This window comes from Pseudarthrobacter sp. NPDC055928, from assembly GCF_042270935.1.
In the GTDB taxonomy this organism is placed as follows: Bacteria; Actinomycetota; Actinomycetes; order Actinomycetales; family Micrococcaceae; genus Arthrobacter.
The window spans coordinates 70,825-84,468 of record NZ_JBHJZH010000009.1 but is presented as its reverse complement, the minus strand read 5'-3'; the positions used below and the strand labels follow the sequence as shown (position 1 = coordinate 84,468).

Here is a 13,644-nt window from a genome sequence, read left to right as displayed (position 1 = left end):
GCGGCATGGTCCGCTCTGGTGTAATGGCAGCACCCCGGCCTTTGGAGCCGTGGAGTATAGGTTCGAATCCTATGGGCGGAACTGCTGTGCGATGACCGTCCAGTAGGATGAACTCGGTGCCGCACCAGGCCGCCGGCCCGGCCGGCACCGCGGCGGCGCACGGCGCACGCAAGCACCGCGCAAACAAAGCAAGGAGAGCCCGTACGTGATCCCCGAGACTACCGGCCCAGCCGCCGTCATCGTTCTGGCAGCAGGCGCCGGTACCCGGATGAAATCCCGTACCCCCAAGATCCTCCACGAAATTGGCGGCCGCTCCATGGTGGGGCATGCCTTGCTGGCCGCCCGCAGCATCAACCCCCGGCAGCTGGCCCTTGTTGTCCGGCATGAGCGTGACCTCGTGGCCAAGCACCTGGTGGACCTTGACCCGGACGCCGTCATCGTTGACCAGGATGACATTCCGGGCACCGGCCGCGCCGTTGAAGTTGCGCTCCACGCCCTCGACGCACACCAGCCGCTGACCGGCACGGTCGTTGTCACTTACGGGGATGTTCCGCTTTTGACCGGCAGCCTGCTGGCCGAACTGGTTGCCACCCATGAACGCGAATCCAACGCGGTGACCGTCTTGACGGCTGTGCTGGACGACGCCACCGGCTATGGCCGCATCCTGCGCGGCGACGACGGAACCGTCACCGGCATCCGTGAGCACAAGGATGCTTCCGAAGCAGAGCGGCTCATCCGCGAGGTCAACTCCGGCATTTACGCCTTCGACGCCGGTGTCTTGCGCGATGCGCTGGTGCACGTCACCACCGAGAATTCGCAGGGCGAAAAGTACCTCACTGACGTCCTGGGGCTGGCCAGGCAGTCGGGCGGCCGGGTCGCCGCCGTCGTCACCGAGGACCGCTGGCAGGTTGAGGGTGCCAACGACCGCGTCCAACTGTCGGCGCTCGGGGCAGAACTCAACCGCCGGACAGTCGAGGCCTGGATGCGGGCCGGCGTCACCGTGGTAGACCCCGCCACAACCTGGATCGATTCCACGGTCACACTCGATGAGGACGTCCGGATCCTGCCCAATACGCAACTGCACGGCGCCACGAAGGTGGCCCGCGACGCCGTCGTCGGCCCCGACACCACCCTGACTGACGTTGTAGTGGGTGAAGGAGCAAAGGTGGTCCGCACCCATGGTTCCGGCGCGGTGATTGGAGCGGATGCCGCCGTCGGGCCCTTCACGTATCTCCGTCCCGGCACCGTCCTGGGCGACACCGGCAAAATTGGCGCCTTCTACGAAACGAAGAACGTCACCATCGGCCGCGGCTCCAAACTGTCCCACCTGGGCTATGCCGGCGACGCCGAGATCGGCGAGGACACCAACATCGGTTGCGGCAACATCACGGCCAATTACGACGGCGAGAAGAAGCACCGCACGGTCATCGGCTCCGGCGTCCGCACAGGTTCCAACACAGTGTTTGTGGCCCCCGTCACCGTGGGTGATGGGGCCTACAGCGGTGCCGGCGCCGTGATCCGCAAGGACGTACCGGCAGGCGCGCTGGCAGTGACGCTCGCCGCGCAGCGAAACTCAGAAGGCTGGGTCCTGGCCAACCGTCCCGGCACACGCTCCGCAGAGCTGGCCCAGGCGGCCACCGAAGATTCCTCAAGTACCCAGGCACCTACAGAAGAGGGCAAGCAATAATGAGCGAAATTACGGCGCACGGCGAGAAGAAGCTGGTGCTTGCCGCGGGGCGGGCACATCCCGAGCTTGCCCGGGAGATCGCTAAGGAGCTGGGAACCGAGCTGCTGCCCATCGACGCGTATGACTTCGCCAACGGGGAAATCTACGTGCGCGCCGGTGAGAGCGTCCGCGGCACGGATGCCTTCGTCATCCAGGCGCACCCGGCACCGCTGAACAACCACCTCATGGAGCAGCTGATCATGATTGATTCGCTGAAGCGGGCATCCGCCAAGCGCATCACCGTAGTTTCACCGTTCTACCCTTACTCCCGGCAAGACAAGAAGGGCCGCGGCCGCGAGCCGATTTCCGCCCGTCTGGTCGCAGATCTGTACAAGACTGCCGGTGCTGACCGCATCATGAGCGTTGACCTGCACACTTCCCAGATCCAGGGATTCTTCGACGGCCCCGTTGACCACCTCATGGCCATCCCGCTGCTCGCTGACTACATCCGCACACGGGTTGCCGCGGATAACATCACGGTCGTCTCCCCGGACACCGGACGCGTCCGGGTGGCCGAGCAGTGGGCGGAGCGCCTCGGTGGCGCCCCGCTGGCCTTCGTGCACAAGAGCCGCGACCTCACCGTTCCAAACCAGGCAGTCTCCAAAACCGTTGTTGGCCAGATCGAAGGCCGCACGTGCGTCCTGATCGACGACATGATCGATACGGGCGGAACCATCTCCGGAGCCGTCCAGGTGCTCAAGAACGCCGGGGCCAAGGATGTCATCATCGCCGCGACCCACGCCGTCTTCTCCGACCCTGCCGCCCGCCGGTTGTCCGAGTCAGGCGCCCGCGAAGTGGTGGTCACCGACACCCTGCCCATCCCTGCCGCCAAGCGCTTCCCCCAGCTGACGGTGCTGTCCATCGCGCCGCTGATTGGACGCGCCATCCGCGAAGTGTTCGACGACGGATCCGTCACCAGCCTGTTCGACGGCAACGCCTGATCCTGGTGGTGGGGCCAGCCGGGACCCGGCTAGCCCCACCACGCCTTATCCGTATCGAGCCCCCGTTTTCAGGAATTGGGCCCGGCGCTGATAAGCTGTTCCACGAAACCTTGGCGAGGGAGAGCACCTGGTTGCCGTTCTGCGGACATCAGATTGCAGGTCTCCGTTATCGACTGGGTCTGAACCTCCCTTCTTGAAGGGCCGCCCGCGGGCCGCCCGGCGTGAAGGTCGCAACAGACCTCCGCCCTTGCTGAACACCGTTTAGTCTTCAAGGAGAAACACATGTCTGAGCAGAAGCTCGCAGCAGAAGTACGCACTGAATTCGGCAAGGGCTTCGCCCGCCGCGCCCGGATGGCCGGCCAGATCCCGGCCGTCATCTACGGCCACGGTGCAGAGCCGATCCACATCACCCTGCCGGCAAAGGCCACCACCCTGGCCGTCCGCACCGCCAACGCCCTGCTGTCCCTGGACATCAACGGCGAAGGCCACCTGGCACTCGTCAAGGACGTCCAGCGCGACCCCATCAAGCAGATCATCGAGCACATCGACCTGCTGACCGTCCGCAAGGGCGAGAAGGTCACGGTCGACATCCCCGTCCACGTCGTAGGCGAACTTGCCCCGGGCAACGTCTACAACCAGGAACTGACCGTAATCTCCCTCGAAGCCGAGGCAACCCACCTGCCCACCGCCGTCGAGGTGAGCATCGAAGGCCGCAGCGCCGGCGAGCACATCCACGCTTCCGACCTCGTTCTTCCCAAGGGCGCTGTCCTGCTGGCCGACGCTGACGCCCTGGTTGTCAACATCTCCGAGGCCACCGAGGTCACCGAAGAAGAGGCATCCGAAGGCGCCACTGAGGCTTCCTCGGCAGCAGCCGAGTAATTTCGGACCGCAGCAGCAGTGGCCGGATCCCCCACGGGATCCGGCCACTGCCGTTTTACCACCTTAGGATTGACGCATGACTGACACGTGGCTGATCGTTGGCCTCGGGAATCCCGGGACCGAGTACAAAGGCAACAGGCACAACGTAGGCCAGATGGTCCTGGATGAACTAGCCAGCCGGATCGGCGGCAGTTTCAAGACGCACAAGGCCCGGGCCCAGGTACTCGAAGGCCGCCTGGGGATTGGTGGCCCCCGCGTTGTGCTGGCCAAACCCATGAGCTACATGAATGTTTCCGGCGGCCCCGTCGCAGCGCTGGCCAATTTTTACGGCATCGGACCGGACCATGTCGTTGCAGTGCACGACGAGATCGACATCCCCTTTAATACGGTCAAACTGAAGTCCGGCGGTGGGGAAGGCGGGCACAACGGATTGCGCGACATGTCCAAGGCCCTGTCAACCAAGGATTATCTGCGGGTCCGGGTTGGGGTCGGACGGCCTCCCGGGCGGATGGACACCGCCGACTACGTCCTTCGCGACTTCGGCACGGCTGAGCGCAAGGAGCTGCCGTTCCTGCTGGATGAAGCGGCAGACGCCGTGGATGTGCTGGTCAGGGAAGGACTGACCGTGGCGCAGCAAAAGTTCCATCCGGCAAAGTCCCAGTTGTAGCAAAAAAAACTTAATCGCCAGTTAGCTGTCTAGTAGTCAGTACCTCGGGGTAGTCTTCTTCCTAAGCGGGGGAGCGATGGGGCTTTATCTCCGCTAGGGCGGGATCTAGGGGATAAGTTCATGTCAATCGAGCCACTCAGCTGGGGACGTGGGTCAACGCTCAACGACGTTGAGTTGCCCACGGACACGGCTGCACAGTCCGAGCACCAGAGATGGTCCGTCCCTGCCCGGAGTGCCAACCTCGAAGCCGTACGCACAGCGCTGACGAGCAAAGATTCCTATGGCGTGATCATCACCGGCGGCAGGGGAGTGGGGAAATCCTCCCTGGCCAGGACCGCCGTTGCCGAGTTGGGCCCGGATATCTGGGCTCTCCAGCTGCGCAGCGGCCACCCTGCCTCGAAGACCCCCTACGGCTGCCTCTCCTTTTTACTGGCACGGCTTCCCCAGGCCTACATGGGTTCCCCGACTGCCATCCTCCGGGGCATCACGTCCCTGATCAGGAGTGACGCAGCAGGCCGGCCCTGCGTTATCACCCTGGACACGGCGGGGAGCATCGACGACATGAGCGCCGGTGTCCTCCTGAACATCCTCCTGACCGGGACAGCCAGGATCGTCGCCGTGGCCCCGAAGAGCAGCGACTTGCCCGCAGACTTCCATTGGCTGCTCACCGAGCGCCGCCTGACCGAAGTCAGGCTAGACAACCTGAACGAGCTTCAGACCCGCCAGGTGCTGTTGTCTTTGCTGGGCCATCGCGTTTCCGCGTCGCTGGTGAGCATCTACCACAACATGGTGGGCGGCAATCCGCTGTTGTTAAAGGCGCTGGTGACGGAGCAGCAGCTGTCCGGGAACCTGGTGCTCTCTGATTCTGTGTGGACACTGCGGGACAAGGTGGTGCTGGACGGCGCCGCAAGCCTGGACGACATTGTGCGTTCCAGATGGGCGAGGAAGACTCGTGAGACGCGGGACGTCATCGAAATGCTCTCGTGTGCCCGGAGCGTGGAGTTGTCCGCCCTCACATCGATTTTCGGTGCCGGCATCGTCGCTGATATGGAAGACGCGGGCCTCCTGGATATCGATGGCTCGGACAGCCGCTGGGTATCGCTCCGCGAAAAGTACCTTGGCGACGTCGTCCGCTCCTGGCTCAGCATCGCCCGTCGCAGGGAACTCCGCTCCCAGCTCCTAGGCGGCAAGGAACCGGACCCGGGCTCCATGACCGTCGAGGAGCTGATGGCGTTTGCCGCCTGGACCCGGGAATGCGAGGCCGAACTCAGCCCAGCGATGGCCCTGGCTGCCGCCGAAGCGTCCATTCAGCTCTTCGATCCGCATTCCGCCCTCGCCTACGCGGAGACCCTGACCAGGGGTGACCCCCAGTGGGTGCCCGGTCAGCGGCAGAAGGCCGCAGCGTACCTCCTGTTAGACCTCCCGATCCAGGCCATGGCTGCCCTCGACGACATTACGCAGCCGCAGCTGGACAACCTGGATGCGGATGAATACGCCCAGGTTGTGGCCGCTAAGGCCAAAGTCATGGTTTGGCTGCCCGAACACACCGGAAGGGTCCCGGGCCTGCTTGAGGAGGCAAGGACACGGCTGGGCGTAGGCCCGGAACTTGCCAAGGGATGGCCCTCCCCCCTAGCCATTGCCGCCAACCGCATCAGCCTCAGTGAATTCGAATACAAGGCTTTCGTGGGCGACTTCGCGTCCATGGTTCCCGCGCTCGAAGCTGCCTCCGACGCCACCCGCAACCCGGACGTCTCGTTCAGGATGAATGCCTCAATCATCCTGATGACTGCGCTGTCATTGACCGGGCAGGAAATGGACGCCCTCAGCCTGATGCGGACCCTCGGTGGCCAGATTTCGGACGCTGCCCAGATCGTTGGCCTGCGCGAGGAATACACCAGCCGCGCCTACTTTGTCCTGCTGATGGCAGGGCAGTGGCGGCGCTGCATCGACCTCCTGGACCCGCCGGCGGTGACGGATGCGCACCGTCTCCCGTACCGCAGCGCGGCCACTGAGTTGGCTGCCGGCATCGCGTATGTGTACAGCGGAAGGGGAGCGGCCGCTCTGGACCCGCTGCTCTCCGCTGCGGCCCAGCTCGAACTCCGGCCGCTGCACAGCTCCCTGCGTTCCGCATACGCCGCGACCGCGTTGGCCTACGCCCAGATTGGGACCGCCGGCCAGTCCCGCAGGTACCTGGAGAAGCTCCAGCGTACGACAGGTCCTTGTGACTTCATGACCGGAAGCATTATCGAATTCTGCTCCGACATGGCCGGCAGGTGGCTGGGGGAGCACGACGCCGCCGCCCGCCTCAAGGAGTCCGCTCGCCGGAACATCGAGGCGGGACGGTTCACCGTTGCCGGGATCAGTCTGCTGGGAGCAACGGTCAATGGCACAGACGCCGACTTCAGGCTCCTGGAACAAGTGGCGGGGCATCGGCAGGGACCGTTGGCGGAAATCTCCCGCCTGATCGCCGTGGGCAGCAGGACGAAGGATGCAAAGACCCTGCTGGCCGGCGGAGAACTCGCGGCAACCCTGGAACTGGACGCCGTGGAAGCACGGTGCATGGCCCTTGCAGTGGACTACGCCCGGCAGGCAGGGGACTCCGTGTCGGCCAGGACTGCGCAGGCACGGCTGGATATACTGGCTGCCACTGTCGCCAACCTTCCGATCGTGCCGAGCACCGGCAGCCCCCTGCTGACAAGCCGGGAGCGCCAAATTGCACGGCTGGCCGGAAGGGGAGCGTCAAACCGGGACATTGCGCTGGAGATGGGTGTCTCGGTCCGTACCGTTGAAGGCCACCTGTACCAGGTCTTCACCAAACTCGGAGTTACTTCCAGGGGTGATCTGACTGGACTCGTCTAATGGCCACGCACCAAGATCAGGCGCATCGTCCCGACTTTTGACGGGACGGCGGGAGCCGCTGGACCGGATCTGCAACATCATCCGCAGCCGCACCAGCCAGGCCGTCTTCCTGATGGCGGGGCCCGGCATCGGCAAGTCCGCGCTGGCCGAAGCCATCACCGAGCGGCTGTCCCCGGAGATGATCGTTCTGCGCATCCACGGCAGTTCATCCCTGTCAGGGGTCCCCTTTGGGGTGCTGACCCCGTACACGGCTGAGCTGACGGCGGAAGATTCCGTCTCCCCGGTGGCTGTCCTTAGGTCCGTGTGGAAATACTTCGAAAAACTCAAGGACGGGAAGGACACTCCGCTGCTGCTGGTGGTTGATGACGCCCATCAGCTCGACGAAGCCAGCGCTGGCATCGTGGCAGATATGATCTCCGCCGGCTGGGCGAGCGTGGTAGCCGCCGGCAGGCCGCGCCCTGGCCTCCCGCAGCCGCTCGACCAGCTCTGGTACGACGGTCTGGCGGACCGGGTGGACCTGCGGCCGCTCAACCGGGAGCAGATCGAAGAAGTCCTGGCACACGCCCTGGACGGCAGCGTTCCCGCAGGAACGGTTGACTCCATCTGGAACGCCTCAGGCGGCAACCCCCGGATCCTCGATGCCCTGCTCCACGACGCGGCAGAGCAAGGGGTCCTCGCCAAGCGGAACGGAATTTGGATGCTGCTCGGGCCGCTGCCCTCCGAAGGACCCAGGCTTTCGTCCGTGGTTTCCAAGGATCTCCTCCGCCGCCGGCCTGAGGAACAGGAAGCACTGAAGCTGGTCGCCCTGGCCGAGCCCGTGGGCCGCAAGGTGATCGAGGACATCTGTGGAGCCGAGCTGGTCCGTTCATTACTGGACCAGCAGACTGTTGTGGAAAGCAACGGCAGCCCTGCCGTGCTGAGGATGTGGAACGGCCTCATTGGTGACGCTGTCAGGAAAAGCGTGTCCGTCTCACGCAGCCTGCAGCTCCTTGAAAAACTCCGCGCCCAGCAGGAAGCGCCGCCCTCCAGTCCTGAAGGCAGGCTGCGGGCCGCCGCATGGGCGCTCGAATGCGGCCTCCGGGTTCCGGACACGGAACTGCTGGAGGCGGCGGGTACGGCTATCGCAGGATACGGGAACGGGAACGCCCGGATGTTGGCCACCAGGGTTCAGGATCCAGTCCTCGCACCACACGCCCGCGCCATTCAGGCAAGGGCCCTGTTCAACGAGGCGCATTATTCCGAGGCAGCCGGCGTGCTGGACCGGTGCTGGCTGGAACTGGCGGACAGTTCCGAGGCGGCCCACGTCCTGCTGCTGCGCATAGCTGCCCATCAGGCCCTTGGACAACCCGTCGCAGCCATCGTCGCCGAATCCCGGGAACTCCTGCGCCAGGCCGGGCTCCTGGAAGAACCCTCGGCTCCCCATCCGGACGGGGCGGAATCCGGCACGTCCGTGGATTCCACTGCAGCCGCCGGCACGGGGCCCTGGCAGCTTCAGATGCTGCGCCTCCTGGAACTAGGCGAAGCAGGGGACTACAACGCCCTTGGGACAGCCGTCCAGGACATTAGGAGCCGTAACCCCGCAGAGCCCGTGGACGACGCCCTCCGGGCCATCGGACTGGCGCTCTATTCCCAGGCGCTGTCAGTGGCTGGGCGCGGCGTCCAGGGCCTCGATGCCGCTTTGCTGGCCGCCTCTGAACTTCCTGCCCTTCGCGACGGTGTGTTCTTTTTCAACGAGTTTGTCCTGGGTCGCATGGTCATGGGCTACTTGGCCATGGGCGAATGGGAATCCGCCGAACGGGAGCTGGCCAACTACGCGTTGGAACAGGCCCCCGGAGCCCCATGCTTCAGCGGAGCCGTCCAGCTCCTCCGGGGTTACTCGCTGCTGCGCCAGGGCCGGATTGAACGTGCCTACCAGATGCTGCTTCCGGCAGTTGAGGCACTCAGGCTCAACGATCCCCTCCAGCTGTTCCGGTTCGGCTCATCGCTGGGCTTCTACGTGGCCGCAAGGCTCGGAGATGCCGCGCAGGCCAAGCGGTTGGAGCTGGACTATAAGGACTCAATCCCAGGCTCGCCCTCCAACGAGCTCCTTGCCAAAGCCTATGCCGACGCTGCTGCCGAGTACGCGGGCCGTGATGGCAAAGGGCTGGCCTCGATCCACACCTTGGCCACTACTCCGGAAGTCTCGGCCAGGGAGGGGATGAACCTGGAGTTCCTGGCCATCTGCTGGGACCTGGGCGACCACTCCGTCATCCCGCTCGTGCTGGCCCTCGCCGGTAAAGTGGAAGGCCGGTGGGCGGCGGCCATGCTGACGCTGGCCCGGAACTGGGAATCCGCGGACGCCGACGCCCTGATGGAAACCGCTACGAACCTTGAAGCAACTGGATTCGTCAACCTGGCCCGCGAGGCCTATGCCAGGGCAAGCACGCTCCTGGAACAGTCCGGTGAGCGGCGGCGGTCCAGGCAGGCAATCGCCCTTCGGGAGAAATGCGACCACGAACTGGGCGAGCGGTTCCGCGAAGGACACTTCATCGCCGCCGCGCCGGCAGTGCACCTGACCCGGCGCGAACAGGACATCGTGGAGTTGGCGCTGCAGGGCCTCACTGACAGGGAGATCGCCCAGCGGCTGATGGTGTCAGTACGCACGGTGGAAGGCCACCTCTACCGTACCTACGTCAAGCTCGGTGTCCGCAGCCGCGACGAACTTGCCTCGGCCCTGCCAAAGTAGGCGCCGCGACCAAACCCTGCCCGGACCGCCTTTCCTTGGGATAGCGGTGCTTTTGGCGTGTGGGGGAGTACCTAGGTGGTTTTATTTCCAAATACGCGTATCGGCAGTGCGTAACCCGTAGTAAGGCCGCTTGAAAGTCGAGTACCACCTACTCGTGTACTGGGCTGCCTGGCGCGATTAACTAATACAAGCAGGAAGAAGCGGACCGAAAGAAGCCGCAGACTCCGCCGAAGTACTTACTCAGGCCTCCTCGCACTATAACTTCCGGCCCGCAACAGCCGGACTGAGACGGGGCCGGCGACGTCAGAGTCTTCTGAGACCGAGGCTCTCCCCCCAGCCGTCGCCGGCCCTCCACTCTCCGGCTGAAGCCCGGAACGACTGTGGCGGCCACCTTTTAGGGGGCCGCCACAGTCGTGCTGTGGGACAATTGAGTGTCATCCATTGACATCTCAAGGAGTGAGTGTTGGCCGTAGTAACAACCCCAGCAACGCTGGAACGGGCTTTGCCGGCCATGGACAACGCCGAAGTGCTTCGGATCCGGAACGACTTCCCGGTGCTTGGGCAGTTGGTGAATGGCCGTCCGCTGGTCTACCTCGATTCCGGTGCTACTTCGCAGAACCCCCTCAGTGTGATTGAGGCAGAGCAGGAATTCTACGAGCAACGGAATGCGGCAGTGCACCGCGGTGCCCACTTCCTTGCCGTTGAAGCTACAGAGGTCTTCGAAGACGCCCGCCGGACTGTGGCCGACTTTATCGGGGCCGACTACTCAGAAACAGTGTGGACGTCCAACGCCACCGAGGGACTCAACCTGGTCAGCTACGCACTGTCCAACGCTGCACTGTGGGCTGCCCAGGGACGCGGGGACGCCAGGCTCAAGGACTTAGGTATAGGGCCGGGTGACCAGATTGTGGTCACCGAAATGGAACACCACGCCAACCTCATCCCCTGGCAGGAGCTTGCCTTCAGGACCGGGGCTACGCTCCGCTATATCCCGATCAACGACGCCGGCAGCCTGCAGATGGACGAGGCTGCCCACATCCTGGGCAGCAGGACCAAAGTCCTTGCCTTCACCCATGCGTCCAATGTGCTTGGAACCATCAACCCCGTCCAGGAACTGGTGGAGCTGGGCCGCAAGGCCGGAGCGCTGGTTGTCCTGGACGCGTGCCAGTCCGCCCCACATCTGCCGCTGGACGTCAAAGCCCTGGACGTTGACTTCGCTGTCTTCTCCGGGCACAAGATGCTTGCACCCACCGGAATCGGTGTGCTGTATGGCAAGCAGGAGATCCTGGACATCCTGCCTCCGTTCCTCACCGGGGGCTCCATGATCACCACTGTGACCATGGACCGGGCGGAGTACTTGCCGGCCCCGCAACGGTTTGAAGCCGGCACTCAGCGCATTTCCCAGGCTGTTGCGTTGGCAGCAGCGGCAAATTACCTCACCGAGACGGGCTTGGAGCGCGTCCACCGCTGGGAATCTGAGCTTGGCCAGCGCATGGTGGCTGGACTGGAAAACATTCCGGGGATACGCGTCCTTGGCCCTGCTGCGGGTCAGGAGAGGATCGGCCTCGCGGCCTTCGCCGTTGAAGGAGTGCACGCCCACGACGTCGGACAGTTCCTCGATTCGCAGGGCATCGCCGTCCGGGTGGGGCACCATTGTGCCCAGCCGCTGCACCGCCGCCTGGGACTGACCGCAACGACACGGGCCAGCGCCTATCTGTACAACACCACCGACGACGTCGACGCATTCCTGGAATCCGTGGCTGAGGTCCGGTCCTACTTCCGCGTCTAGAACGATTTCCCGAAGGTAAACGATCATGAGCCTTGACCAGTTGTACCAGCAGATCATCCTGGACCATTCCAAAGTCCGCCACGGCAGCGGCCTTGCCGGTGCGGCTGCGCCCGAGGGCGCCTCCACCGGGCAGTCACACCAGCTCAACCCCGTCTGCGGCGACGAAGTCACACTCCGGGTTGCGGTGGCGGACGGCAAGGTTGCACAGGTTTCCTGGGACGGCGAGGGCTGCTCCATCTCCATGGCCTCAGCCTCAGTCCTGAGCGAGCTGGCCGAAGGGCTGTCAGTGGCCGAACTCCACACGATCATCGATAACTTCCGCGAAGTCTTGCGGTCCCGCGGAAAGATCCACGCCGATCCTGAGATCCTTGGCGACGCCGCCGCGTTTGAGGGTGTGGCCCGTTACGCAGCCAGGGTCAAGTGCGCCATGATTTCCTGGGTAGCGGCAGAGGACGCCCTGAACCAGGCATCCTGAGCCTGATGCCACCTTCCTGAGTTCCCCGCGGCCTCGTCGGAGTGCTGGTAGCCGTGGTGCTGTTCCCGGGCAGGGTCGCACACTTCGTCACGGTCCACGCTTTGGACCCCGACCACGCCATCATCGATGACGCCTCCACATGTGCGGGCCGGATAAGGTCACGGGCGGCGGTCTTCTTCGTAAACGTCCGGGACTCCGTCCCGGTCAGTGTCGACGGCCTCCTCCGCCTCTACGGCACGGTACTGACGGTTCCGGGTGCCCAGGACTGCCGCGGCTAAGAGGGCGGCCAGCAGCGATGCGGCGAGGATCCCCACCTTGGCGTGGTCATCGTGGGCGCTGCCCTGTCCGAAGCTCAGCTCGGCCACGAGGAGCGAAACCGTGAAGCCGATCCCGGCCAAAAGGGACATCCCAAATACATCAATCCACTTCAAGGACCTGTCCAAGGACGCTCTGGTGGCCTTTGTGAGGAGCCATGTGGTGCCCAGGATCCCAATCGGTTTGCCCAACACCAACGCCACGATGATGCCGATGGCTACAGGGTCAGTCAGAGCCGAGATCAGACCATCCCGGCCACCCACGGCGACACCGGCGGAGAAGAAGGCAAAGACCGGGACCGCGATGCCGGCTGAAATCGGCCGGAAGCGGTGTTCGAAGATCTCAGAGAGGCCAGGTCCTGCAGCGGGGCCGCCGCTGGCCTGCGACCGGATGACAGGGATGGCGAACCCCAGCAGTACACCGGCGACGGTGGCGTGGATGCCGGAGGCGTGCACCAATGCCCAGGTGATCACGCCCAAGGGAAGGAGGATCACCCACGCCGCAGCGGGTCTGGTCCCGAAGAACCGGCGGTACTTCTGGGCCAGGAAGGTGTACACCGCCAGCGGAATGAGGGCCAGCAGCAGCGGCCCGGCCTGGATGTTGCTGGAATAGAACACCGCGATGATGCTGATGGCCAGGAGGTCATCGACCACGGCCAAAGTCAGGAGGAAGATCCGTAGCGCACTGGGCAGGTGCGACCCGATGATCGCCAACACGGCCACGGCGAAGGCGATGTCCGTCGCCGTGGGGATAGCCCAGCCCCGCAGGGTCCCAGGACTGGTCAGATTGATCAGCGCATAGATGACTGCAGGGACTGCGACGCCTCCAACGGCCGCCGCGATGGGCACCACGGATTTACTGAATTGGCGAAGGTCTCCGGCCACGAACTCACGTTTGAGTTCCAGCCCGACGAGGAAGAAGAAGATCGCCAACAATCCGTCGGCGGCCCACGCCCCCAGGCTGAGTTCCAGGTGCCACGGCTCGAAGCCGATGCGGAAGTCGCGCAAAGCGAAGTAGCTGTCGGAAGCCGGGGAGTTTGCCCAGATCAGGGCAATGACCGCTGCGGCGACCAACAAGATACCGCCAACGGTTTCCTTCCGCAGGATCTCGCCGATGCGCAGCACTTCGGCGTAGCTTCCTCGTCCCAAAACGGAGGAGCGCTGAGGAGCAGACGGGTTTTTATTCACGAAGGTGTCCTAAACAAGGGGTCGACAAAAATATTGCCGACCAGACTTCCCGGCGCACCTTTGACCAGTCTAGACGACGCT

At 64.2% G+C, this 13,644-nt stretch carries 9 protein-coding genes and 1 tRNA gene; 9 read left to right on the top strand and 1 reads right to left on the bottom strand.

What is annotated here, in order from left to right:
* The first annotated feature begins 9 nt into the window (after nucleotides 1–9).
* From ACFC25_RS12770 to sufU, 9 genes are all read left to right on the top strand, one after another.
* Nucleotides 10–81: transfer RNA gene (locus tag ACFC25_RS12770), tRNA-Gln, on the top strand.
* Nucleotides 82–205: 124 nt separating this feature from the next.
* Nucleotides 206–1,687, top strand: a complete 1,482-nt coding sequence (gene glmU / locus ACFC25_RS12765) for a bifunctional UDP-N-acetylglucosamine diphosphorylase/glucosamine-1-phosphate N-acetyltransferase GlmU (RefSeq protein ID WP_337346603.1) — start codon at nucleotides 206–208, stop codon at nucleotides 1,685–1,687.
* On the top strand, nucleotides 1,687–2,667 hold the full coding sequence (locus tag ACFC25_RS12760) for a ribose-phosphate diphosphokinase (protein ID WP_337346602.1): 981 nt from the start codon (nucleotides 1,687–1,689) through the stop codon (nucleotides 2,665–2,667). The genes glmU and ACFC25_RS12760 overlap by 1 nt, the downstream gene beginning before the upstream one ends.
* A gap of 282 nt (nucleotides 2,668–2,949) precedes the next feature.
* Nucleotides 2,950–3,546, top strand: coding sequence for a 50S ribosomal protein L25/general stress protein Ctc (locus tag ACFC25_RS12755; RefSeq protein ID WP_337346601.1), 597 nt, complete (start codon nucleotides 2,950–2,952; stop codon nucleotides 3,544–3,546).
* Between the two features lie 76 nt (nucleotides 3,547–3,622).
* On the top strand, nucleotides 3,623–4,213 hold the full coding sequence (pth, locus tag ACFC25_RS12750; protein WP_337346600.1) for an aminoacyl-tRNA hydrolase: 591 nt from the start codon (nucleotides 3,623–3,625) through the stop codon (nucleotides 4,211–4,213).
* 120 nt (nucleotides 4,214–4,333) lie between these two features.
* Nucleotides 4,334–7,072 carry a LuxR C-terminal-related transcriptional regulator gene (locus ACFC25_RS12745; RefSeq protein ID WP_376045646.1) on the top strand — a complete coding sequence of 913 codons (2,739 nt, stop codon included), beginning with the start codon at nucleotides 4,334–4,336 and terminating at the stop codon, nucleotides 7,070–7,072.
* A gap of 37 nt (nucleotides 7,073–7,109) precedes the next feature.
* Nucleotides 7,110–9,797 carry a LuxR C-terminal-related transcriptional regulator gene (locus ACFC25_RS12740; protein ID WP_376045643.1) on the top strand — a complete coding sequence of 896 codons (2,688 nt, stop codon included), beginning with the start codon at nucleotides 7,110–7,112 and terminating at the stop codon, nucleotides 9,795–9,797.
* Between the two features lie 463 nt (nucleotides 9,798–10,260).
* Entirely contained in the window at nucleotides 10,261–11,586 is a 1,326-nt protein-coding gene (locus ACFC25_RS12735; RefSeq protein WP_376045640.1) for a SufS family cysteine desulfurase, read from the top strand.
* Nucleotides 11,587–11,611: 25 nt separating this feature from the next.
* A complete protein-coding gene (gene sufU, locus ACFC25_RS12730) occupies nucleotides 11,612–12,061 on the top strand; it encodes a Fe-S cluster assembly sulfur transfer protein SufU (protein WP_337346596.1) in 450 nt (149 codons plus the stop codon).
* 158 nt (nucleotides 12,062–12,219) lie between these two features.
* Here the strand turns inward: sufU and nhaA are convergent, their stop codons facing one another.
* A complete protein-coding gene (gene nhaA / locus ACFC25_RS12725; RefSeq protein ID WP_376045635.1) occupies nucleotides 12,220–13,563 on the bottom strand; it encodes a Na+/H+ antiporter NhaA in 1,344 nt (447 codons plus the stop codon).
* Between the last annotated feature and the right edge of the window lie 81 nt (nucleotides 13,564–13,644).